Here is a 21,608-nt window from a genome sequence, read left to right on the forward strand (position 1 = left end):
TCACCTCAGATACTGTTTTTCTCGTATTTCCAGAACCCGCTGGCATTCCGTACAGGTACGTACGCCCGGGATGGCCTGCTGCCGCCTGAGGGGGATGCGATTGCCACAGCATTCGCACCGGTTGCGGCTTTTGCCCTGCAGGCAGGATCGCTGCCTCGCGGCCTGTATATGAAGCTGGTTCAGCAATTCGTCCTGCTCCTGCAGGAGATCGAGTTCGTCTGCCATCAACGCTCCCTGCTCACACTGTCCGGACACGCTACCGCCCATCCCTTTTTACGTTTCAGGGCACGCGTGATAACGACAGATTGTTAAAATGGGTGCCACACGCGGTGGCGGTTCAGGTTTCAGTTAACGCGTGGGGTTCCCCACGCTGAGGGTTTCACAACAAAAAACACCCGCGTCGGCTGGTGATAAACGTCCTGCGTATCGATATAGGGCGCGATCCACAGCCCGGCAGTCTTTTCACCGACGCGAAGCGGCCTCGGGTCCACGATGGACTCGCGCCCTGGCGGCGGCGCAATAACCGGCGTGACCATGGAGAGCGGCGACCGTGAGGCTGAGTGCGGCTGCGGGCGGGGGAGAGTTGGCGCGCCCGTCAGCGGTGTATTTCTGGATGCGACGGCATGCACCGGTTCAGCCGCCAGCGTGAGGGGCTGCACGGACCGGGTCCGGAAATTACCCTCAGCCAGGCGTGGCAGCGATGTCGCACCCGGCTTTACCGTGCTGGCCTCCTCCAGTCGTTTGGCTTTCTCATTGGCCTGCTCGATGGTCATGCAGGTGTCGGATGTCGTCGCGTTACACTCAAAATCGCTCGTTGTACCGGCACATCCCGACAGCGTCAGGAGACTGGCCAGCGTGAGCGCAACAGGCACTGTCTTGTTCATTTGCGGTTCCTTTATGTGGGGTTACTGTGAGTCGGCCTTCGGCATAAACTGGCTCTGGTTAAGCCTGCCCAGCTGGTTGAGCATCTGGTCGGTACTGAACCCGTTCATGCCGCCCTGCGGGACTGACAGCGGCGGAACCGGACTGCGTTCATCGCTCTCCGCTTTGCGTCTGTCATTATCGAGCGCCAGCTCTTCAATGGTTTTCAGCTGAAAACCGTCCTGAAAGACAACAGTCACTTCGTTACCCGCCCCAATCGGGATGACGGGGTGGTACTGCTCTGCGCGTTTGATGTAGTAGTCGCTGAGGGTCTGGGCGGCTCTGGAGGCACCTCCGCCAATCCCCATCTTCATCACGTCACCCGCGCCGAGGGATGCCGTGGCGCCGAGTCCGACCGATGGCTGTGACGCGCTCTGCACACCCGAACCAATGCCGTCAACAAAACCCGCGCCCCAGGCCCAGCCGAGGATTTTGCCGTTTCGCATCACCACTTCGCCCTTGATGCCGTTTTTACCCCGGAAGCTCACGTGTCCGGCAATGGGCTGGTCGATGGTGACGCCGTGCTTCAGGCAGCTGATGTTGCGGGTGCGTACGATGGCGCGCTCGCTGGACACGTCGCCCCAGGCCTCAAGACCGATAAAGCAGCCGGTGAGGTCGTAGCTTTTGCTGTTGGGCATTTCCACCCTGCCGGTAATGCGCAGCTGCATCGGCACCGTGGACTCGTTACCGGTTACGGAGGCGTTGGCGTCAGCCCCCTCAATCAGCATCGATTTGGCGAAGCTGCCCGACGGGATGTACGGCAGGGACGGACCTTTGCTCTCGTCGCTGCGGGCAAAAGACTGACGGCGCAGCTGGTTGGGTACGGGGATGGGCTGGTACTGTATCTGCGCCGGCGGCGTTACGCCGTTACCAGGATAGAACGCGGTCGGCGGCGGGACGGCCCCCGTCTGCGGCGGGAAACCGGTCGGCTGCGGCTCACCTTCAGGCCCCGGCGCAGGCACTGGCGGCTGCGGGGCCGGCTCACCCGATGCGGTGACGGGTTTCGCCCCCAGCGCGCTGACCTGAGCGGAAAGCGCCGCATTATCCTGACTGAGTTTGTCAATCTGGTGCTGATAGCCTGCCTGCCCCTTGCTGAGCAGCTCAAGCTCGCGGCGCATTTCGGCATACTGCTTCTGCATCTCGGAGGCCGTAGCCTGCATCTCGGTCGTGGCATGCTGCTGCACCTTCTGGTCAAAGGTGCTGTCCACCACGCCGGTCATATCGGGCGCAGGCTCGCCGGCGGCTGCCGCATCGCTGCTGCCCTCGTAGCGTGCATCCGCCAGATACCAGCCGCCTCCGCCCACCACGCCCACGGTCGCCAGCACGATACCCAGCCAGATAAACTGCTTGCGCTTCACCACTGAATTAATGCTGGCCATCAGCCGCACCTCCGCTGCTGATAATGAAGACCTGCAGGGCGCCGCCCGCCATCAGCTGACGCGAGGCTTCACCAAACAGCACACCGCGAATGCCGCTCTGCCAGAAGTCGCTTTCCGCGATGTTGCGGGCCATCCCGGTATTGTTGGTGACGCGATAGCGCACCACCTTAAGGTGATTACCCACCCAGACGCGCTCGGGGACTGCTGATAGTCCGGCGGGCGCGTTGAGGGCTTCATGCGTGACGGGAATGGCCTGCCAGCCGGACGGAAGCTGCCCGCCCAGCAGATGCTGGCTCAGGGAAACCAGCGTGGCCTCGTAAGGGGAGGACTCTTCCCAGGTGCGCGCCGCTTCACCCGTGCCGGACAGCTCGCTGACCAGCCGGATGGTTCGCCCAGCGCCCGCTCGCGGCACGGCCTGTACCGAGAAGTTGAGGCCGCGTTCGGTTTCCAGAATGAACGTGAAGGGCTTTTTGTTGAGGGTGCTGACAATCACACCGCCGCTTGCCGTCTGCTCCTGCCGCGTCAGCTCACCGTCGAGGCTGGTCAGGGCCGTCACGCGGTCACCTGCGACCGTAAAAAGGTTCGGGTCGGTGTTGCTGACCGCGATACTGGCCTGTCCGCCGTTCGTCAGCGGAACAATCGTGGCAGAAAGCGCAGCGGGTGCGGCGACCGTCTGACCGGACGCGAGCATCAGCAACGCCAGCAGTGCACGGCGACTATTTTTGTTCATCGGTGATTTCTCCGAAGTGACTGAGCCAGCTGATGCCGTCCTCGCGCTCGAACTTGAGAACGTACTGTTTCAGCTCGGGATACGGTTTCGAGTCGCCTATCCAGGTCTTCAGCTGGCCCCGCACGTCCACGCGGCTGCTTGCCGGGTAAACCTTCACGCTGGTCATATAAAAAGACGAGTTAACGTTGTTGTCCTTAATGCGCTTCGCATCCTCAGCAAGCCGGATTTTCAGCTCGTTCTGCGCTGCGGGTTTGACATAGGCCAGCAGCTGCTCATGAGAGGCATCAACGGTTTCCGGGGTGACATTGAGGCGAAGGGCGATAAGCGACAGGGCCATCTGTTGCAGGTAGGAGGCATCTGCCTGGTTCTGCGACACGGCAAACGGCGCGTTGAAAAGCATTGGCGTGACGATAGACTTCTGCTCATTCTGAAGGCGGTAGTTGTTGACGGCCTGAATAACATTGGTGGTGATGCTTCCCAGAATCACCACCCCCATAGCAATAAAGCCGATGGCAATAACCCGCTGTGTACTTAATCGTGCTCCGTGTTCCATCTGATTATTCCTGTCTATTTAATCCACTGGCGGTAGCATGAGTCGGGTACATCATGAAAAATCCCCCTCAGCAGTGAGGTCGGCATATACCAGTAGACCAGGTCCCGCAGCCATGAACTGCCCCGCCCTTTCTTGAGCTTTTTAATTCCGAGATAGGCCAGTACGGCAGCGATAATTCCGGGAATATAATGCTGGGTCCAGAATCCCCACCCCAGGCAGACAATGGCCGGAATAAGTTCATCCACAGGAAGGCCAAACCAGCGGCTCTGATTCGTCAGGGTTTCGGGAAAGCGATATTTTTTGAGAGATTCATCTGCCATATATGTTCCGTCTCCGGTACAGCTGGCAGTAGGAAATACCTGCCAGCCGGATTACAGGCAAAGCCCTCCCGTGAATGCTCGTGAAAGGCATTCAGAATTAAACCGGAATTTAATAGTCGGAAGTGGCTCTGAACGGCTGTTGCTGGAAATCAGTATCCTGCGACAGACATACCTACCGTGACGAATACGGACAGGATCGCAAAGCCCGCCAGGAACTTGAGGTTCTTGGTCGTCATATACATCACGGCGCCCACCAGAACTTCGGCAAGAATAACCCACTTAACCACGCTGGAATCTTTACCAAATGTTCCTTTAACGGTTGCATCGCCGCTGGACATCAGATCTTTACCCGCAGTCGAGGCAAGAACCGTATCAGGGAAAAACGCAGCAAGGGCTGCGACAGGCAGGGCAAACTTCAGCGCTTTGAGTAACGCGACTTTGCTGAATTTTTTCTTTGCAGGGGTCGCGGGTACAGCGTTAATAACAGACACATCAGTCATATTCATTAATCCTTTAATTACACCGGATAGATTTGTTGAAATAAAAATCCTAAGAAACTAATTTTGTGACTTGGGTTCAAGATTGTTTGGGATCACCTCCGCCATTTCAGAGTTATAGAAATCAGGGAATTTTTCCAGGTGGTCACGTAACCGAATCAGCGCTTCAGCTGATTTAGAACGACCACTTCTGTCCTTCGCCTTCAAAATAAGAAGATCTGTTTGTGGGTCAAGGTAGATCGACATAGTTACCGTTGGGCCACGAAGCCTGTGACGTCTAATCATGTTTTCCCTCTCAACATATTCCTGCGTCAGGATAGTGACACATTGAATACAATTTATTCAATACGCGAAAAATTCCACTATGTTTTTTACATAAATTTAACATTCAAAACCTTAAGAACAACCATTCTCACCTTTCTGTATACGTCCATTCTCATGCAGTAGAATCTGAAGTCATCGTAATCAATAAAATATTTCGCAAGCTCACTCTTCACACTAGAAAGTCTGCTTGAAATTGCTTTTTCAGAGACACCTAAATATTGCGCCATCGTATGAAGCTGAAAACCAAGAATTGAAAAACATAACGTAATCATCTTTTTATTCGTCAACCCTGACAAAAAAATATCAAAATCAAACTCATCATTTTTTATCCTATTCGAGGTATTGAATAAAGCTTGATAATCCGGGAAGTAATTAATAAACCATAAAGCATATAATTCTTTATTTACCATACGAATTTCAACACGTAACTGATAAAACTCACCATTCAAATTAAAAGTTCTACAAATAGCTGTATCTGGCCCCATAACAAAGGCCTCCAACTCAATTGTCGACAAATCAAGCTCAACTTCATCAGGATCAAAACTGACACCTGAAAAACACTTTGATAATGGGTGAAAGAAATCTAAATATGCATCATTTTTATATATGGGGTTTCTGGATTGATTCCGAATGCAAAAAGGCAAAGGTGAGTACTTATAGAGCGCATCAAAACGCTTCACAATATCATCTAATGATTGACTTGATTGGGAGAGATCTCTAGGATCGCGCGGGTGCATTGAAGCCTCCTCTGAAGGTTTCTGTGTATAGTCGGTACACCCGGGGGTCTAGCCCGGTGTACCGGCGACCCGCCAAACTGAATGGCGGGCATCAAATTTTACTTATGTCTGCATAAAATATATCAATTACTGACGCCAAAGTCACTCAAAAACAGCAGATCTAAATCCTATTTATCAAACATTTTCAGCTAATTATCTTGAGACTCTTCCTCCTGGGGGAAGAATTTTTCAACAATCTGTTGCACATCTTCACGTATACACGTAACCATATCCCTGAAATCAAATTTTTCATTTCCTGCGAGATGCGGACTCAGCGACTCCATCGCCAGGAGCTTGCTGACTATAAATTGAGTTTTCATTACATTTTCAAGGATAGTTTTATTATAGAGCGCCTGATTAAAGGAAGACTCTTTTCTTTCCATTTGCGCTTCATAGACCCGAAGACCAAGTTCAACCAGCATTGATGCAATGCTCGAAAAACTTACATCTTTATCTCTCGCTCCTTCAGCGCGACGTTTTTCAGCGATTACTCTTATTTTCTCTGACACTTCATCGCTTACATAGACCTGAACTCTGGCCATAATTTCCTCCTTATTTATATTCCCAAAACTTCTGTACCTCAGAATATTTTGAAAAGCTAAAAATGCACGACTCGGCACAGACTCCCTGCCAGAAAACAGACGACTTGCATGCCGACACACACTGTAAAAACTCACGACTCGAATATAGACTCGCCGTAGTAGTAACTCAATGGATTTATTAAAAATAGTCACAAATGACTCTGAGTAGAGTTTTTACCGAGTCGAATAGAACTCACTACCGAGTCGTTTACACACATTAAAATAAATTATTTCACATTACTTTTTCTCTAACTGCATGATTTAAAGAGCCAATCAGCAAAATTTTAATTTTGCGTGGGGTGTGGTGCTTTTGGTGGTGAGGAGTGCATATTAGTTGAGTCTGGGCATGGGATGGGTTAACGTATTTCCGGCATGGTGCCCGGAGGGAAGAAATGAAACGGATTGCTCTTACGTTTTTAATGTTGGCTTTTTCTGGAATGTTGAACGCTGCTGATTGTTTTGATCTGGCAGGAAGGGATTATCATATAGATCCGGATCTGCTTCGGGCAATTTCCTGGAATGAATCGAACTTCCGCACAGACGTTAAAGGCTACAATCCTGTTTCGGGTTTTGGCTCCGGACTTATGCAGGTGGATTCCCAGCACTTTAACGAACTGGCTCGTTATGGAATAAAACCGGAGCACCTTATTTCCGACCCGTGTATGAATATCTACACCGGGGCTTACTATCTTGCAATTGCATTCAAAAAGTGGGGAGTCAGCTGGCAGGCCGTGGGGGCGTATAATGCAGGCTTCCGGAAAACAGAAGAACAGGCGCAGAGAAGATATGTCTATGCCAGAAAAATCGAGGCAACATACCGGGCGATAAAGAAAAATAAAAATGCAGAGCAGTTTCTCCCGAAACAATAAAAAAGACCTCAACACGAGGTCTTTTTTATCCATGCGGTCTTTAACTCATCAATCAATAGCCCGATAAATTAAATGTGCTTCAGGGTGTTTTATGATACTGATGTAGTCTTTCAGTGCATCCTGACGAGCGACGAGGTGCTTACAGACTTTCGAGTATTCAGGACCCATATCTGCGACCTGCCATGACAACCAGTTCATTATCATCAGCGTGGCAATAATTCCGGCAGCATCAGCACTGACCTCTGCTTCAAAGTAATTACCAGGAATAACCATGTTATAGCGCTGTTCACCTTCCGGTGCGATATATCCGGTTTGCGTCGTGGTGAATCTGACACAGTTCGGAGCCACATTTCCGCCGGTGCCCTGCGGAATAATCCAGTAACTCCAGAAACCACCATCATAATCTGAATGCTGACGTAACCAGCTGGCAATCATATTATCAGCAGAAGGCGTAAAAAAGAGCGCAGGAATAAAATCAAGACGTTCATCGCCATCTGTAACACAATAGCGCTGTCGTTCATCGACTTTAAATTGTTCGGCTGATTCACGAGTGGCGGTTTTGACGTTTAATGTGTGCATTCTGGTTTTCTCCTCATTGGGTTATTACATCGTTCGACTTCATCACTGAGCGGCGAAGGGCAATGAGCAGCTGACAGAAAGGAAATAAAGGGGCGCGCAGCGTTTATATACCCCTTTATTTCCTTTCTGTCTGATGCTAAAAGCAGCCCTCCGCGAACTGATGAAATCGGGCGATAGTCACACAAGGAGAATGCACACATCCCGTAACGGAAAATCGTCGCAGGACGAATTACCGTTACGGGCTTCAGAGTGGAGGTAATTTATTACCGCCACGGTGAAAGCGGCGCATCCATTCTGGATGCAGCAAGCGTGAATTTGAATTTGCGTCAGGATGGACGCCCGAAGGGCGGAGACGGTTTACCGGCTCCGTTCACGACAGCCGTGTCCCTTCAGGGACGACGCCCGGAAAAGAAAGGATAATATCCATATCAGCGGCAGAATAATAAAGACCATCGCCAGCAGGAGAATGAAGAATAGTAATCAGCTAACCAAAAGACAGGAACTTCAGACAACCTCGCGCCGGAATAACGCAGGCAGCGCGCCAGCGCAGCCTGCTTATTCTGCGCCGCAGGCGCGCGGCCTTTGATGCCACCAAAGGCAGGGTATTCCCCTGCCCTTCAGGCTGGCTATGCGGCTTTATTCAGCCCGCGCAAAAATTCACGCATGGCACTCACCCGGCGCTGGTCTTCCAGGCGTTTTTCAAAGTTGTTGATATAGTACACGGGCGTGTAGCGAACCCTGTTAAGCTGCATTGTGAGCGTATTGCCCGTCACCACCTCCGCAGGAATACCCAGAAGGGAAAGCTGAATAAACGCCATATCGGCCGCAACAGGATCGATATCGATGCAGCTACCGAACATATGCTCAGAAGGGTTATAGCCCGCCTCCAGCAGATATTCTGCATACGCCACAATCATTCCCGCCGCACCGCTTGCCGGATCGCTGACGGTCACGAATCCCTCACGGCGTATCGTTTCGTCGACGTCCGGCATCAGCAGCCTCGCCAGCAGTGACTGGACGTGATACGGCGTGAAATACTGCCCGTTCCGGTCGTCGCCCAGTTCAAGCTCCATGAAGATCGCGCCGAGAAAGTCGTGAAATTTCGCCTCCAGCGCGCAGACCATCAGGCAGAAAAGCGTATGCAGGTTGCTGATATCGCTCTCGCTGTACTTCGCGCAGATTTTGCGGCTCTGCTCAATATTCTCCGGCGTTCTTATCCGCGCCATATCCAGCTCGCTGGCGGCCAGCGTGATAAAGTCGCTGAACACCTCCCAGCGGCGCAGGCTGCGGGCGGTATCCCTGAACACGCTGATAAACTGGCGGCGGGACTGGTCGATTGTCATCATCCGGTGCGGTATCGGCTGCGCGTTCACGTTGGGCAATACGGGTTTAGCGGGTGTTACTGGCGCGGCCTCTTTCGCCTGGTCAAAGAAGCTGGCAAAACTGAGTTGAGACATATTTCCTCCTTAAATGCCGCCCCGTAAGGAGCGGCTCAGTTATCAGTTAAATGCCCGCTTCAGTTCAAGCGTGCGTAACACCTGCCCCCACTCACTCCCGCGCATGGCAGGAATACGAACGGCGCGCCCCTTCTTCCGGCAGTGCGCTATGTGACGGCCCAGCGCCCGCATTTCGGCGCTGATGTCGTCACGGTCGATATCACTGCGTTTAATACGCACCTGTTTTTTTACGGGTGCGTTTTCCGCCTCAAGCATCTGGACATACCGGGCGGTCGGTGTAACAATCGAAACTTCACTGAATTGCATTGGTTTGTTCCTTTTGGTGAAGGCCGGATTTATCGTTGAAGGCGAATAAATCCGGCGGGATATGGCAGACGAAAGTCTGCCTTTTTCATTTCTGGCGCTGCACTCCCTCCTTAACGCGTGCCAGAATCTCCGCGTGGTCAAGGTTGCTGTAGTCGCGCATCCGGTAATAACGGATACCGATCCGCGCGTAGATTTCGGTCACATTGCCGCAGACCATTTCCGCCAGCATGAAGGTTTCACACTCGCCGTTCTCACTGCTGCGCCAGTTCATCGGGTACATCAGCCCCAGCGCATCATGGAAGGCGTGAACGTCGATTTCGACGGGCGCGGTCAGATATGACTTTTCGCGGCTCAGCCAGTATTCGCGCTCGGCCTCACTGGTTGCGTAAATACCCGCTTCGGCGCAGGATTCGGTCAGATTTAAGTGCATGGTTTATCTCCTTCTGGTTAATGGCGTTGATGTTTCGCCGTGGTAGTTATTCGTCGAACGTGATACCGGAAAAATGCGCCATCAGGTGCAGCATGTCGGCAATCTCGTCGACTTTCTGCTGAATGGCTGGCGTGGCTTTCAGGATGCTCGTGACAGCGGTCCTGAGTTCGCCCATATAGCGGTTTGCAGACTCGCCCAGCGCCGTTTTGTCCGTGTTGCTCTGGTACTTCATCAGGGCTTTACTGACGTGGTTTTGCAGGGTATCAAGCTCGCTGAGCGCGCTTTTCTCCCATGCGTCGAAGCTGAATGTGCTGTTCGTGTTGCTGTTGCTCATCATGTTTCTCCGTTGTGACTGGCGGCATCCCCTGCTGCCAGCCGATTAAGTAATCAGTAATCCGCCGCCAGCTCGCTCATCAGGTCAGCACATTCACCATCGGCACGTTCTTCTTCCGCAGTCGTCAGCATGTAACCCCGTTTCGCTGCCGCCCCCATAAACGCCGGACGGTCTTTCAGTGGCAGTTCTGCCAGGTAATGCATAGCCATCCCCAGCAGACGGGACTCATAAATCTCGTAGTGCAGGCCACATCCCCGGTTAGCCTGTATTTCCATACGGGCCAGCACCACGTCCGCGCGAATAACATCGAACGGGTTACGGGAATGGATATTGCGCACAAAGCCATCAGTACGCAGGGACGAGGTTTTCACCCATCTTTCGGAAGATTCTTTGGTGGCGGTTTTGACGTTGACGTTCTGTGTGTTCATCCTGCTTTTCCTCCTGTCTGGTGGTTAATCCATCTCTCGGTGAGTTCCCTGGCGGCAAAGGGCAAAGGAGCAACGGCGGGGCGGCAGGAGAAGGGCGGAGACAAAAGTTTTTGCGGTCCTTCGCAAAAAGTTTTGGCGGAGTTCATTTCACCCTTCGGATGACGACACGACGGTGCTACGACAAGCCCTCAGCCCGGGGACTTAACGGGAGAGGGCTCGCCAGAGGTACGGGGAGAGGATGAACACACCCGACACGGCGGAACGACGTGGCGTCATCTGAGTGCCGGCGGCTTTATCGCCGGCATGGTGAAAGCGGCGTGACCGGAACGGTCACTGCGAGCCGGTGTTGACGTTGCGACAGTGGGATGGAAGCCCGTCAGGGCGGAGACGGTTTACCGGCTCCGTTTACGACAGCCCCGGTTCCCGTCAGGGAAGTCGCCCGCAGTCATGGCCAGTGACCCCGTCCGACAACAGGCAAATTTGAAAAGATGATACAAGCAACTGCCACCATAATTCGCAGCGTCCGTTCTTCAGAGGAGATTCACTGCAGGGTATTACAAAGCGTAAGGGGCATAAAAAAGAGCAGCTATACCGCAGGCATAACCGCTCTTGTTACTTTCCAGCCCTCACGCTGGCGTATTCTTTGTTACCTTCGCCTCCAGAACACCCAGCCACTGACCAGAATCAAAGCACCGCTCAGCACCGCCAGATTCGGCAAGATGGTGTCGAATGCACTGCTGAAAACTTCATCGGGGTTATGTTCCCCCCAGAATTCCAGCTTGTATCCGATGCCCCAGACAGAAAACGCCAGTCCAGAAGCCACAATTCCCCACTTAAAGAGAAACAAGAGCACGTTGTCCAGCATACCAGGCGGATCGCGCCAGGTGATAACCAGCGCAATCAGGGAACAGATTGCCACCCCGGCATAGTACGCCGTACTTCCGAACATCTCCGGCGCCGCGTAATGTATGACCAGCGTAAACAGGCCATTTAACAGCGCGACCAGTATCCAGTATCTCATCTCTAAATTATCCCTTTTAAGCACCCTGCCGACCGTATTCTGGCAGGATATGATATCAGACTCAGTGAGGCGACTTTCCCCGAAAATATTCAGGCCGTGCCGTCAGTTCCCGCTCAATCAGCTCATCAGCAAACAGGGGCGCGATCCTGTTAACACGACGCGCCAGATTCCGTCGGCGGGTGGCCGCCTTACGCTCGTCGGTCCAGCGCCTGATCTGTCTGTCACACAGAAAATCCACGCAGACGGCATATCCGGCTCCTGCCACCCACAGTGACATCACGGACTCAGGGGCGGGTTTCCCCGCTTCCACCACTTCTGACGCCAGTTCAGGTTCACCGGGACAGGGACCGGGACGCTTCCAGCGCAGCGAGTAACGCCACTTCATACCCGGCTCCGCATTGTCAGCTTGTTGGGTACCATCCAGCGCTCCAGCTGCCTGACAGATCCCGGACTTTCCCTTGCCAGCGCATCCGTTTCGGCCATCACCGTCCAGAAAGGCTGACTCTCCATCGTCCAGCGCTCCATTGGCTCCAGTGACGGGAAACGCTCGCTCCAGCGCCAGAACATCTCCTCCAGGTCGTACTGGCGCAGCTCAGTCCCCGACCAGCGCGCGCTCCAGCTGCTGACCGTTTCCGGCGTATGGAATGCCAGCTCAATCTCCGCCTGCCCCGCCAGCGCCTGGTACGCCCGCTCACGCTGACACCGTTCTTTGTGCCGCTGGCGGGTGTATTTTTCATCCCGCAGGGCGTCCTGACAGCGAACCCGCTCGGTCTGCTGAAAGGCCACCTCCGGAAAGAGGCGCTGTCCGGCACCGACAGGAAGTGGAAGCCAGCAACGCGTCCCGCGACTTTCAATCAGGGCATCGATGGCACTGAGCCAGCTGTCCCTGCTGCCTCGCAGCTCCCGCGCCGTCAGCACCGGCGCAAAATGATGGATTTCCCTGAGTGAGATGCGCGTGCTGCCCATGAGCCGCCGGAAAAAGGCGCTGGCATACGGATACGCCGTGGACACCGCGCCGCGCGACCGCCGGCGTTCAACCTCAGCGATGGCCTCCATCGCGGCGCGTCGCTCTGGGCTGAAGGGAACCAGTGACAGGTTTGCAGGTATCATGCCGCGCCCTCCGCTGCCAGGATACTGATGATGCTGGCCTGACTGTATCCGTCCGCATCAAGACGCGCCGTCAGGCTGACGGTGTGGCTGACAAGCTCCGGCTGGTAGCTGTTCAGGGTACGAATGACGGAGAACGGACGACCGCTGGCGGGCACAAACACCACCATCCACGCCGGACTGATGGCACCCGGACTGCACACGGCAATATGGTAGTTGCCGTGCGGGGGCGTAAAGCGCACCTGCACGGGGAAGAAGCCGCCGAACTCGCTGCGGTACTCGCCGTTCACATCCCAGTTTTCAGGGCAGGACAGGTCACGCATGACGGCGTGGGTCAGTTCGCGGCGGAAGTCTTCGCCGCTGTCCCGCCAGTCCTCAAACTCATCACAGGACATCGTTTTCAGTACATCGGGGGTCAGAATAGTGCGCATGGGTATCTCCTTATTGCCGCCCCGCAGGGCGGCTCTCCGTTATCAGGCGGCATGTGCCGTGTTGGTGGTGTCGTTGTCAGTGCTATCGGTATCGGAAACCGCGTCGTCAGCACCGGATTCAGCCGCTGGCTCTGGTCCTTTCAGCCATGCCGGAACCCAGCGGGTGTGCTGCATAAAGTGCTCCGCATGCGCTGCTGCATCGCCCTTCTTCATCTTCTCCGCGTCACCCGCCGCGCCCGTCAGCCCCGCCTCTTTAAGGGAGGCCACAATCTGAGGATGTTTCAGGCTGCCGAAGTAGTTGTCCTTCGTCGGCTGCCACCAGTCGCGCAGGTGGAAGCCGATTGCCGCCTCGACCGTATCGAGGGTACTGCGCGAGGTGTGCCCCATATCGCGGGTCTGTACCCCGTCAACGGAACAGGCCGTGCAGAAGGCCATCAGCGACATCAACACCCCGCCGTCAAGGGAAAAGAAGGTGGTGAAGTCCTTCTCCCACCCTTCCGGCAGCAGGGCTTTCAGCCTTGCCTGTTCGGTCATCAGGATGTTAAACGCTGCGCCATCCTTACCGGACGGGGCGTTCTCCGTCAGACTGCTGTGGGAAACAGTCAGGCTGATTCGGAACGGGTGCGTCGTGGTCAGACAGCCTGAAAAGACGCAGGTACACATGCGCCAGACCATCAGCGCCACTGCCTTTTCGGGCTGCTGCATCAGCGCCGCCTGGACTGCCAGCGTACGCTCGGAGGTCATTTTCGTGAGCAGCGGAACGCTGATCCCCTCTGCGGCGTCGGGCTGGCGTGAGGTGAATGGCACCGTTACGCTGCTGGTTACGGTTTCTTCCGGCATATCCGCTTTCAGGCGCACACCGCGCTGCACGTACACCTGCCCTTCGTACAGGCTGACCATCACTCCCGCGCCTGACTTCATGTCGTCAGTCCACGCGCTGGCCTCTGCCGCCTCCTGAATGGCGAGGATGTCCGCTTCGATCGCATCTGACTCGTCGCAAACGCTGTCATATGTGTCGTACTGCTCCCGCAGCGCATCAAGACGCTGCTGTTGTTCAGGGGTGTACACCGGATCGGGTTCAGCAGGCTGAACGAACTCTTTACCGTCTTCACCGTGGTACCAGATGCGGGCTGCGCGTCCGCGACTCCATGCCCAGCCCTCACGCTGCTGAATGTCCAGAGCGATACGCTCCAGCTTCTCCTGCACCAGACGCTCAACCAGCACGCTGTCTGCCGTGCCGTCGCCCTCGTCCTGGCTGAACAGATCTTCACGAACGTAACCCCCTGCCGCCTCATACGCTTCGCGCCCGATAAACCGGAATTTGGTGTTGTCGGTGCGCATCTCGGTTTCGGTAATGGCGCGTTTAATCAGGTGTGCGGGCGCGTTCGACCAGCTGGCCTTCACGCTTTCAAATACCTCAACCTGACGGGCAGGATCGTCCTCGAGACAGAGCGCCTGACACTGCTCAACGGTCAGTTCGTCCTGCGCGAGCTTATCCATCAGGGACGGGGCGAGGTTTGCCAGCTTCAGCATGCGCTGCACGTGGCGGGAGCCGAAGCCGAGCGCATCGCCAATCTGCGCGGGGGTTTTGCCCTGCTCTGCCAGCGTACGGAAACCTGCGATCTGCTCGGCGGGATGCATGGCGGCGCGCTGCTCGTTCTCAGCGATGGAGGCAAGGGCAGCAATGTCGTCTGAGACGCGTTTCACCATGACGGTATGATCGGCCGCAAGACGGTCTTCCTGCGCCAGCAGATTCAGGGCAGTCAGTCGGCGGCCACCTGCGGCCACCCCGGATTGCCCGTCCGCAAGGGTGTGAACAATCAGGTTCTGCAGCAGTCCTAGCGCCTCGATGGAGTCGGCAAGACCGCGAACGCTGTCCACGGAATACGGGATGGTGCGCACGTTCAGCGGGGATTTAGTGAGACTGGACAGCGGAACATACTCGATGACAGCGGCCTCAAGGGCGGCCTTCAGGGCTTCTTCCTGCGCCTTCGTGATTTTTTTGCTGCTCGCTTTTTTGGGGGCTTTTGCTTTAACATCGGTTACTGACATAGTTAATACCTCACTGATTGATGATTGTCCGGCCCTGCGGAGTAGCTGCTCCGGCAGGGCACCTTCTTACTGCGGCTTACGGATGCCGTAGTCCGCGGTATAACGGTTGAGCCAGTACGTGCCGCCCGGCTCGAAGTTCCACGTGCGCCAGACCATCTCGCCGTCCTGACGAACGACCAGACGAAAATGCGAACCCTGATCGTCCTCTATCGCCACGTTGGTGTACTGCGCCGCAACGGCCTCAGCCTGTTCACGGGTAAAGGTGTTGTCGGGTAAAACCGCCAGCGCCTCGCTCATGTTGCTCCTCCTTCTGAACCTGTTTTGCTTTTAAAAAACCATCACCCGTTGAGTTGCCGGGGCCGCGGTTTTGACGTTTTGCGGGGACCTGCTGAACGCCCCCGCTGGTTGTTACCTTCACCCGTTTGAGAGCCGTTCGCCGCAGGGGCGTAAACCAGCGCGGGCGATGGCGGATGTCCGGGGCGCGGTTTACCGCGTGCCATTTACCCTGGACAGCTGACAGCGGCTGTGCTTGTCTCAGCCCCGGCGAAAGGACTCAAAAGGGGGAAATAACCAGGCAGGGAATGAGCAGGAACCCGCCGCAACGACGGAACGCGCGGGCGCGAAACGGCGTTGCCCCGAAGAGGCCCGGCAGCATGACCGCCGGGCTGGTGAGAGCGGCGCATCCGTAAACGGATGCCGCAAGCGTGATGTTGAACCTGCGACAGTGCGATGGAAGCCCGGCAGGGCGGAGACGGTTTACCGGCTCCGTTTACGACAGCGCCGGTTCCCGCCAGGGAAGTCGCCCACAGGCAGACACAACAGGAAGAAAAACCGACAGAACAGCGATATCAGCCAGTACGCCACCGGTATGGCCACTATTGGCAACAGCAACGCAGGCATTATCGCCAGAACAGAAATATCGCCGACCCGCTGCAGCACACCAATATTCATACCCTGGCACCACAGGAGCATCAGGCACTGGCGGAGATGCGCGGCGCCGCAGGCGCGGCGAACTTCGCCGGCAGGCAGAGCCTGCCAGGGTTTAGCGCGCGGGCTGACAGGCGGCTAAACCGCCTGCCGGGGAAAATCAGTTGCTGAAGACGTGGCCGTCATGGAATACATAACCGCTGCTGAACAGGTCACGCGCCCAGGCTTCAAAATCGAAATAGCTGCGCAGCGGCTCCGGCACCTCATTCAGCAGGCCGTTGTCTTCAGCCATTTCACGCGCATAGTCCTCCTCGCTCTCCGCCTCGCCGCGGTATGCATCATCAAACGCGTCATAGTCACACTCGCCGGTATACTCCGCCCAGGCGATAAAAGCGGCCTCCCTGCCCTCTTCTTCGGCGCGTTTGTAAGCGGCGATAAAATCCCAGTCAATGGAGCTTTCAGAGACGAACTGCGACGGGATACCTTCCTGGTCCTGGAACATAAATTCGGCGTCCCATTCATCGGCATGCAGCGCCTGACAGGCCTCGTAAAAATCCTCCCTGCCGTCAAACTCCGTCAGATCAAACCATTTGCCGAAAATGCTGCCGCAGTTGTATTTGTGATACGTACCCACATAAACAGCCGGTGTGGTCGTCGTAGTGCGCATAAAAAATCCTCCATAGTCGATGTTGTCTGAGTTCCGGCTTACGCCGTGCCGACACGACAGCCCGACAGGGAGCGAAAAATGCAGGGGCGATGCATGAAGCCGCAGCGCCGGTAAACAGCGGAGAGGGTCTGGACGGTTAGCGAGCGAATATTGAGCGAGATAACGACGGGAAGAACCGCGACAGGCAATTAAATATACGGCGACCGGGTGAAAGCATCGACGTCAGTGAACCCTTGCATTTGCAGCGTTCGGGCTAGAGTAGAGGCACGGCGTAAGCCGCAGACCGCTCTGGACGTTACTCACCGCGAAGCCGGAACAGCGTGGAGGATGAGCCAGAAAAGCGGAGCGGCCGCGCGACATCCGAAGAAGAAAAAGCCGGAGGCTATCCCTCCGGCATCGCCTCACGCTGCCAGCAGCGCCTTCAGCACCTCCACGTCCGCCATTCCCTGACGGATACGCGCGGGTGTCGGCCCGCCCGCCTCCCATGCCAGCCCCTCCTGGTGAACCAGCTCGCGTTCTACGTCATGCACCAGGCGCGAAAGCACCTGCGCCGGGACCATCACCTGCCGGTTAATCGCTTCACGATGGCGGGTCAGCAGATCGCACACCGACGCATCCGTGACGCCTTCCCGGCGATACACCTTCATGTCGCTGTTGCCGACCGTTTCCAGCAGGGCCGTAATCTCGTCGTCTGTAGGGCGCAATTCCCGGCACGCGGAATGAATCCCCTCCTCCGTCCAGACCAGCAGGGCCAGAGGTTCATCATGGGTAAACATCCGCGCCAGTTCGGTACAAAGCGCTTCACGGGTTCCGTGCATATCAAGTTCCTCAAAATCGGGTAAGAAGGCCGGGCGGCAAACCGCCCGGTCGCAGTCAGTCGTGAAAACAGTCGCTGAACGCCAGTACGCGCATGTAAACGGTCAGATACTGCTCGTTGAGATTGCGCAAGAAATCAGCGGCCAGCGCATCAACCAGCGCGGGGCATCCGTCGTGATACTTCACTTCCAGCGCCCGGATATGCAGGCGCAGGTCGCTCATGGCGTTGGATAGCGCGGCCATGTCGTCACGCAGTTGTTCATGTCCCTGATAATTGGTCATGCTGCCTCCGGCAGGTCGTCGTTAGCGGCCGGGTACTGCATGGCACGGTGAACCGCTGCCAGCCGCTGCTGCCCGGTCCGGTGGTACTGCTCCAGCAGTTCGATACCGATGTAGCGACGGCCTGCCTGTAGTGCTGCCACGCACGTTGATCCACTGCCAGCAAAGGGGTCGAGCACAATGGCATCAGGGCGCGTGAAGGACTCGATGAGCGGCTGAAGGCTCGATACAGGCTTCTCCGTTGGGTGATGTTTGTTGCCGGTGTACTTCCAGTGCAGCACGTCCGGGAGCGGATTTTGCGGAAGGGTCGGACGGCCTTTTGCCAGCAGATAGGCACATTCATGGCGGTAGCCCACATAGGCGGACTTCGATGTGTAGGTTTTGGTACACACCAGGTGGCCAACAACGCTGAATCCGGCATGTTTCCAGGCGGCCATAAAGCGATCGACGCGGTTCCAGCCGTAGAAGCTCACCATCAGCGCGTCTTTTTTCAGCACGCGGTACATCTCATGACAGGCAGGTTGCAGCCATTCATCCGTTTTATCACCGGCAATGGTGCGGCCCTGACGGTCACGAAAACCAACGAGGTATGGCGGGTCAGTCAGTATGAAATCGACGGCCTTCTCAGGAAAGCCAGCCATTACCTGCACACAGTCACCCAAAATCAGACGGGACATAATCATTCTCCTTTCTCAAATGCGGCGCCAGTTACGCCGTGCCGATACGACAGCCGGGCGAAAAGCGGAGCAGACAAGGGCACCACCGCAAGCCGCAGCGCAGATAAAAGCAGACGCTGACTGGACGGTTTGACGGCGAAAATTGAGCCGGAGAACGACGGGAAGACAGCGTAAAATGCATTTTGAAATCACTGCGACCGGGTGAGGATGGTGGCGAAGCCTCCCTTTTCTGCACAGCGGCCCGGCTACAGTAGCGGCACGGCGTTCACAGCAGAGCGGTATGAATGAGGAGCGCAGCGACATCGTATTTTCATCGTCGCTGTCCACAATTTCGGTGGGCAATTCTGTGTATAAAATGAGGGTATTCCGCGCAGGTCGCTACCAGCACGGATGACAGCACGCCTGACAAGGATGGTCATCTTTTAACCATCCACGCAGACTTCACTTTTCCTGGTGTGGTATGTTGATGCTGAATGTACACAACCGGAGCGGAGAAAGATGGACAGAGAAATGCTGGCTGAGTGGCTGCGGGATATTGCCCAACATATAGAAGAGGAAAGCCCACTGATTCGTGATGTCAGTGTGGATGATGCCCTTTCCGATGAGGGGCTGGCCAGAAAAATCATCACCATCACATTCAATGCACCAGGTCGTGCCTCACAGCCTGAAGAGAACATCAGCGATATTTCCCGGCATTGAAAACAGCGCTGCTGATACACCCCGTGCAGCCCTCTGTCGTCAAGGATCTGACGCATGAAATGGAATACTTGCGTAGTTCAATAAAAATACTTGTGTATTACATTTGTAATGCTATAGTAATCACACACGGCGATACTCTATTGTCGCTAAAACGTAATACACCTGTATTTCATTGAGAGAGGAGTTCTCATGTCTGAAATTCCAGTGCAATCTCAGCTGACACCGCTGGTTAACACCGTGGCCCGCATCATTGCCATCATGAATAACAAGGGTGGTGCCGGTAAAACCTCCACGATCACCAACCTCGCCATGAGCCTCGCACATGCCGGGCGTCGGGTATTGCTTATCGACGGAGACCAGCAGGCCAACTCGACTGAGGTGATGGCTAACGGGAAAAAATACTACGCGCAGTATGGCCACACCATCTGCGATTTATATAACAACCCGCGCTTCAGTATTTTTGATGCAATTATCCCGGCCGTCAGTGGTGAAGAGGTGATCGATAACCTTTATATCATTCCGTCAGATCCGTCGTTTGAACGCGTCATGGAAAACTGCCTGACCCGGCACCATCGGGAAAAAATACTGTCCCGCCATCTGCAGTCGGTGATGGATAAATTCGATTATATCCTCATCGACTGTTCTCCAGGTCTGAACCTGTCCACCACGAACGCTGCCTATACCGCGGACCATGTACTTATTCCCGTTGATGGCGGCAGCTTTGCTCTGACCGGGCTGGATGTTGTACTGGACTATCTCGATGAGATCCGTGAAACCCGCTTTACCCGGTTCAGCGTATTCCGCAATGAGTACAATGGTGCCAAGAAGAAGATGAACACCTATCTTCATGAGCAACTGGCTTCCAACGAGCGAACCCGTGATAACTACCTGGAAACCCGTATCCGGGCTGATGAGAACATCTCCCAGGCACAGGTTGCCTGCGTCCCGCTCTGGTATTACAACAAAGGGTCCCTCGCCCTGAACGATTACCGTGCGCTGATGCGTGAACTTGAAACTCTCTTATCAAACGAGGCTGCATAAATGGCTAAAGGCCCTCTCGCGCGTCCCGCAATGGTCAAACCTGAAACCACACAGGGAGAGGCGAAAACCCGCCTTTCTAACGTTAAGGTCAACCGCAACAGAACGACCAGCGAAAACCCCAAAACCATCCGTATGACACCAGCGGAAAAAGTGATGTGCAGCGAACTGGTTGATGAAATTCAGGATCTCACGACAAAAACTATCACCGACTCAACCGTGCTGCGTGCAGCTCTGTACCTGGCCCGGGAAGCCGGACCGGAAAAAATGCTGGAGATGATTAAGGAATATTTGTAATACATAAGAATTACATAAGTAATCTTTCTGACTTACAAAAAGGAGTGCAAGTAATGCCCACTGTTACCGTGACCACTGAGTTAACTGACAGCCAGGCAATGGCGCTGGCACAATTTGTTAAGCGCTTAACCTGGTCAGAAATGCGGGCCTGTGCCGTCGACGATGATGAAACCTGGGTGATGAAAGATGCCATCCAGTCACTGCAGAAATCACTCACTGACGCCGGTTTCAGTCCTCGCTGATTACGGCGGTTAAAATGTAGTTCTTATGTATTGCATAAGAACTACATTAATTTCTTATTGTATTCTTTTCGCAGCAAACCACGCATCAAACTGCTTATGCCGGCTTTTAGGGATAGCGTCCCTCATATTGAAATACTGCCAGGGTTCCAGAAGCCGTATTTGATCAACAACGTTAGCCTTGCGGGTGTTGATTTTAAAATCTCCGGAATTAAAGGTGATCCGGTGGCTTTTACAAAGCACCGCAATCATCTTTAGCTGACTGGCGGAGTACCCGACATCAAGATTAGCCACCCATTTCGGATCGCTGAACCTGTCAGGTGCTTTGATTTTTAGCTGTGCCAGAACCGATTTTGCGCGTTCCTGCCTTGAGGTTGCCCTGGCGGCCGCCATAATTTTACGTACTTCGGCTTCTTTTTCTTCTCCGAGCAGCTCTCTGCCGCCGGCAAAAACAGGGACGAACTTGTTAATACAGGTAGAACCCACCCAGAGTGAGTAATGTGTGAGCACGTTGGTTATCTGAAACTGATAGCGCAGTCCTTCGTTGTCACACAGCTCGCAGGTTTTGTTGATGGAGTGCGAGTCTATAAATCCTCCGGTGACCGACCACTCTTTCATTACCGCCGGCCAAGCCTGACCCGAAGAATATCGCAGCATGTTATCTCTGGCTTTATCTAAGGAAGGTGCGAATAAGCGGGGAAATTCTTCTCGGCTGACTCAGTCATTTCATTTCTTCATGTTTGAGCCGATTTTTTCTCCCGTAAATGCCTTGAATCAGCCTATTTAGACCGTTTCTTGGTAATGACTCCAACTTACTGATAGTGTTTTATGTTCAGATAATGCCCGATGACTTTGTCATGCAGCTCCACCGATT

At 54.8% G+C, this 21,608-nt stretch carries 35 protein-coding genes; 7 read left to right on the forward strand and 28 right to left on the reverse strand.

What is annotated here, in order from left to right:
- The 10 genes from QMN38_RS24505 to traM all read right to left on the reverse strand — a co-directional run bounded on the left by QMN38_RS24505 (window position 1) and on the right by traM (window position 6,042).
- A complete protein-coding gene (locus tag QMN38_RS24505; RefSeq protein WP_008324141.1) occupies window positions 1-225 on the reverse strand; it encodes a TraR/DksA C4-type zinc finger protein in 225 nt (74 codons plus the stop codon).
- Window positions 226-344: 119 nt separating this feature from the next.
- A complete protein-coding gene (gene traV, locus QMN38_RS24510; RefSeq protein ID WP_032637286.1) occupies window positions 345-884 on the reverse strand; it encodes a type IV conjugative transfer system lipoprotein TraV in 540 nt (179 codons plus the stop codon).
- A 21-nt stretch (window positions 885-905) separates the two neighbouring features.
- Window positions 906-2,300 carry an F-type conjugal transfer pilus assembly protein TraB gene (gene traB / locus QMN38_RS24515; protein ID WP_032637284.1) on the reverse strand — a complete coding sequence of 465 codons (1,395 nt, stop codon included), beginning with the start codon at window positions 2,298-2,300 and terminating at the stop codon, window positions 906-908.
- Window positions 2,287-3,030 carry a type-F conjugative transfer system secretin TraK gene (traK, locus tag QMN38_RS24520; RefSeq protein WP_008324157.1) on the reverse strand — a complete coding sequence of 248 codons (744 nt, stop codon included), beginning with the start codon at window positions 3,028-3,030 and terminating at the stop codon, window positions 2,287-2,289. The genes traB and traK overlap by 14 nt, the downstream gene beginning before the upstream one ends.
- Window positions 3,017-3,583 carry a type IV conjugative transfer system protein TraE gene (gene traE, locus QMN38_RS24525; protein ID WP_025759824.1) on the reverse strand — a complete coding sequence of 189 codons (567 nt, stop codon included), beginning with the start codon at window positions 3,581-3,583 and terminating at the stop codon, window positions 3,017-3,019. Before traE ends, traK begins: the two co-directional genes overlap by 14 nt.
- 14 nt (window positions 3,584-3,597) lie before the next feature.
- Complete coding sequence (gene traL / locus QMN38_RS24530) at window positions 3,598-3,903, reverse strand: type IV conjugative transfer system protein TraL (protein ID WP_008324160.1); 306 nt, start codon at window positions 3,901-3,903, stop codon at window positions 3,598-3,600.
- 149 nt (window positions 3,904-4,052) lie between these two features.
- Window positions 4,053-4,403 (reverse strand): type IV conjugative transfer system pilin TraA, encoded by a 351-nt coding sequence (gene traA, locus QMN38_RS24535; protein WP_016247536.1) that lies wholly within the window; start codon window positions 4,401-4,403, stop codon window positions 4,053-4,055.
- A 57-nt stretch (window positions 4,404-4,460) separates the two neighbouring features.
- Window positions 4,461-4,685: a TraY domain-containing protein gene (locus QMN38_RS24540; RefSeq protein WP_008324165.1), complete on the reverse strand. Its 225-nt coding sequence runs from the start codon at window positions 4,683-4,685 to the stop codon at window positions 4,461-4,463.
- Between the two features lie 86 nt (window positions 4,686-4,771).
- On the reverse strand, window positions 4,772-5,461 hold the full coding sequence (locus QMN38_RS24545; RefSeq protein ID WP_323579264.1) for a PAS fold family protein: 690 nt from the start codon (window positions 5,459-5,461) through the stop codon (window positions 4,772-4,774).
- A 188-nt stretch (window positions 5,462-5,649) separates the two neighbouring features.
- A complete protein-coding gene (gene traM / locus QMN38_RS24550) occupies window positions 5,650-6,042 on the reverse strand; it encodes a conjugal transfer relaxosome DNA-binding protein TraM (RefSeq protein ID WP_008324167.1) in 393 nt (130 codons plus the stop codon).
- Window positions 6,043-6,473: 431 nt separating this feature from the next.
- Here traM and QMN38_RS24555 point away from each other — a divergent pair, with 431 nt between their 5' ends.
- Window positions 6,474-6,950 carry a transglycosylase SLT domain-containing protein gene (locus tag QMN38_RS24555; RefSeq protein ID WP_323579263.1) on the forward strand — a complete coding sequence of 159 codons (477 nt, stop codon included), beginning with the start codon at window positions 6,474-6,476 and terminating at the stop codon, window positions 6,948-6,950.
- A gap of 48 nt (window positions 6,951-6,998) precedes the next feature.
- On the opposite strand, the gene QMN38_RS24560 is transcribed toward QMN38_RS24555, so the two are convergent.
- On the reverse strand, window positions 6,999-7,529 hold the full coding sequence (locus QMN38_RS24560) for an antirestriction protein (RefSeq protein ID WP_032637275.1): 531 nt from the start codon (window positions 7,527-7,529) through the stop codon (window positions 6,999-7,001).
- 249 nt (window positions 7,530-7,778) lie between these two features.
- On the opposite strand from QMN38_RS24560, the gene QMN38_RS24565 reads away from it, so the two are divergent.
- The gene (locus QMN38_RS24565) at window positions 7,779-7,949 is read left to right on the forward strand and encodes a hypothetical protein (protein ID WP_165586833.1); all 171 of its coding nucleotides are present in this window, start codon (window positions 7,779-7,781) and stop codon (window positions 7,947-7,949) included.
- Window positions 7,950-8,155: 206 nt separating this feature from the next.
- On the opposite strand, the gene QMN38_RS24570 is transcribed toward QMN38_RS24565, so the two are convergent.
- From QMN38_RS24570 to QMN38_RS24620, 11 genes are all read right to left on the reverse strand, one after another.
- Complete coding sequence (locus tag QMN38_RS24570; RefSeq protein WP_032637274.1) at window positions 8,156-8,986, reverse strand: N-6 DNA methylase; 831 nt, start codon at window positions 8,984-8,986, stop codon at window positions 8,156-8,158.
- A 42-nt stretch (window positions 8,987-9,028) separates the two neighbouring features.
- A complete protein-coding gene (locus QMN38_RS24575) occupies window positions 9,029-9,292 on the reverse strand; it encodes a hypothetical protein (RefSeq protein ID WP_032637261.1) in 264 nt (87 codons plus the stop codon).
- A gap of 85 nt (window positions 9,293-9,377) precedes the next feature.
- A complete protein-coding gene (locus QMN38_RS24580; protein WP_032637258.1) occupies window positions 9,378-9,722 on the reverse strand; it encodes a hypothetical protein in 345 nt (114 codons plus the stop codon).
- Window positions 9,723-9,768: 46 nt separating this feature from the next.
- Window positions 9,769-10,056 (reverse strand): hypothetical protein, encoded by a 288-nt coding sequence (locus tag QMN38_RS24585; protein WP_032637255.1) that lies wholly within the window; start codon window positions 10,054-10,056, stop codon window positions 9,769-9,771.
- A 53-nt stretch (window positions 10,057-10,109) separates the two neighbouring features.
- The gene (locus tag QMN38_RS24590) at window positions 10,110-10,484 is read right to left on the reverse strand and encodes a hypothetical protein (RefSeq protein WP_032637252.1); all 375 of its coding nucleotides are present in this window, start codon (window positions 10,482-10,484) and stop codon (window positions 10,110-10,112) included.
- Between the two features lie 646 nt (window positions 10,485-11,130).
- Entirely contained in the window at window positions 11,131-11,505 is a 375-nt protein-coding gene (locus QMN38_RS24595) for a hypothetical protein (RefSeq protein ID WP_032637367.1), read from the reverse strand.
- A 61-nt stretch (window positions 11,506-11,566) separates the two neighbouring features.
- Complete coding sequence (locus QMN38_RS24600) at window positions 11,567-11,890, reverse strand: hypothetical protein (protein WP_057069613.1); 324 nt, start codon at window positions 11,888-11,890, stop codon at window positions 11,567-11,569.
- A complete protein-coding gene (locus QMN38_RS24605) occupies window positions 11,887-12,615 on the reverse strand; it encodes a plasmid SOS inhibition protein A (RefSeq protein WP_032637364.1) in 729 nt (242 codons plus the stop codon). The genes QMN38_RS24600 and QMN38_RS24605 overlap by 4 nt, the downstream gene beginning before the upstream one ends.
- Window positions 12,612-13,043: a conjugation system SOS inhibitor PsiB gene (psiB, locus tag QMN38_RS24610; protein ID WP_032637363.1), complete on the reverse strand. Its 432-nt coding sequence runs from the start codon at window positions 13,041-13,043 to the stop codon at window positions 12,612-12,614. The genes QMN38_RS24605 and psiB overlap by 4 nt, the downstream gene beginning before the upstream one ends.
- 42 nt (window positions 13,044-13,085) lie before the next feature.
- Window positions 13,086-15,095, reverse strand: a complete 2,010-nt coding sequence (locus tag QMN38_RS24615; RefSeq protein WP_032637361.1) for a ParB/RepB/Spo0J family partition protein — start codon at window positions 15,093-15,095, stop codon at window positions 13,086-13,088.
- Window positions 15,096-15,161: 66 nt separating this feature from the next.
- The gene (locus tag QMN38_RS24620; RefSeq protein WP_032637359.1) at window positions 15,162-15,392 is read right to left on the reverse strand and encodes a DUF905 domain-containing protein; all 231 of its coding nucleotides are present in this window, start codon (window positions 15,390-15,392) and stop codon (window positions 15,162-15,164) included.
- A gap of 432 nt (window positions 15,393-15,824) precedes the next feature.
- Here QMN38_RS24620 and QMN38_RS24625 point away from each other — a divergent pair, with 432 nt between their 5' ends.
- The gene (locus tag QMN38_RS24625; protein WP_032637358.1) at window positions 15,825-16,193 is read left to right on the forward strand and encodes a hypothetical protein; all 369 of its coding nucleotides are present in this window, start codon (window positions 15,825-15,827) and stop codon (window positions 16,191-16,193) included.
- Here the strand turns inward: QMN38_RS24625 and QMN38_RS24630 are convergent.
- The 4 genes from QMN38_RS24630 to QMN38_RS24645 all read right to left on the reverse strand — a co-directional run bounded on the left by QMN38_RS24630 (window position 16,183) and on the right by QMN38_RS24645 (window position 18,461).
- Window positions 16,183-16,689, reverse strand: a complete 507-nt coding sequence (locus QMN38_RS24630) for an antirestriction protein ArdA (protein ID WP_032637356.1) — start codon at window positions 16,687-16,689, stop codon at window positions 16,183-16,185. The two genes, QMN38_RS24625 and QMN38_RS24630, sit on opposite strands and share 11 nt — an antisense overlap.
- Before the next feature lie 401 nt (window positions 16,690-17,090).
- Window positions 17,091-17,507, reverse strand: coding sequence for a DUF1380 family protein (locus QMN38_RS24635; RefSeq protein ID WP_057069482.1), 417 nt, complete (start codon window positions 17,505-17,507; stop codon window positions 17,091-17,093).
- Window positions 17,508-17,562: 55 nt separating this feature from the next.
- On the reverse strand, window positions 17,563-17,787 hold the full coding sequence (locus QMN38_RS24640; protein ID WP_041907514.1) for a hypothetical protein: 225 nt from the start codon (window positions 17,785-17,787) through the stop codon (window positions 17,563-17,565).
- Complete coding sequence (locus QMN38_RS24645; protein WP_032637352.1) at window positions 17,784-18,461, reverse strand: DNA methylase; 678 nt, start codon at window positions 18,459-18,461, stop codon at window positions 17,784-17,786. The genes QMN38_RS24640 and QMN38_RS24645 overlap by 4 nt, the downstream gene beginning before the upstream one ends.
- A gap of 498 nt (window positions 18,462-18,959) precedes the next feature.
- Between QMN38_RS24645 and QMN38_RS24650 the strand changes: the two genes are divergently transcribed.
- The 4 genes from QMN38_RS24650 (at window position 18,960) to QMN38_RS24665 (ending at window position 20,737) form a co-directional block, all read left to right on the forward strand.
- Window positions 18,960-19,160, forward strand: coding sequence for a hypothetical protein (locus QMN38_RS24650; protein ID WP_032637350.1), 201 nt, complete (start codon window positions 18,960-18,962; stop codon window positions 19,158-19,160).
- 189 nt (window positions 19,161-19,349) lie between these two features.
- Window positions 19,350-20,201, forward strand: coding sequence for a ParA family protein (locus tag QMN38_RS24655; protein ID WP_045265524.1), 852 nt, complete (start codon window positions 19,350-19,352; stop codon window positions 20,199-20,201).
- Window positions 20,202-20,495, forward strand: a complete 294-nt coding sequence (locus QMN38_RS24660; protein WP_025760326.1) for a hypothetical protein — start codon at window positions 20,202-20,204, stop codon at window positions 20,493-20,495. It abuts the gene before it with no gap.
- Between the two features lie 53 nt (window positions 20,496-20,548).
- Window positions 20,549-20,737: a DUF7706 family protein gene (locus tag QMN38_RS24665; protein WP_032637347.1), complete on the forward strand. Its 189-nt coding sequence runs from the start codon at window positions 20,549-20,551 to the stop codon at window positions 20,735-20,737.
- A gap of 54 nt (window positions 20,738-20,791) precedes the next feature.
- Here the strand turns inward: QMN38_RS24665 and QMN38_RS24670 are convergent, their stop codons facing one another.
- Both QMN38_RS24670 and QMN38_RS27090 read right to left on the reverse strand, forming a co-directional pair.
- Complete coding sequence (locus QMN38_RS24670) at window positions 20,792-21,391, reverse strand: hypothetical protein (RefSeq protein ID WP_051461730.1); 600 nt, start codon at window positions 21,389-21,391, stop codon at window positions 20,792-20,794.
- A 155-nt stretch (window positions 21,392-21,546) separates the two neighbouring features.
- A partial coding sequence (locus tag QMN38_RS27090; protein ID WP_071528444.1) for an IS1 family transposase occupies window positions 21,547-21,608 on the reverse strand: 62 nt, incomplete at its 5' end.

The organism is Citrobacter sp. R-1.5.2 (assembly GCF_035064245.1).
Lineage (GTDB): Bacteria > Pseudomonadota > Gammaproteobacteria > Enterobacterales > Enterobacteriaceae > Citrobacter.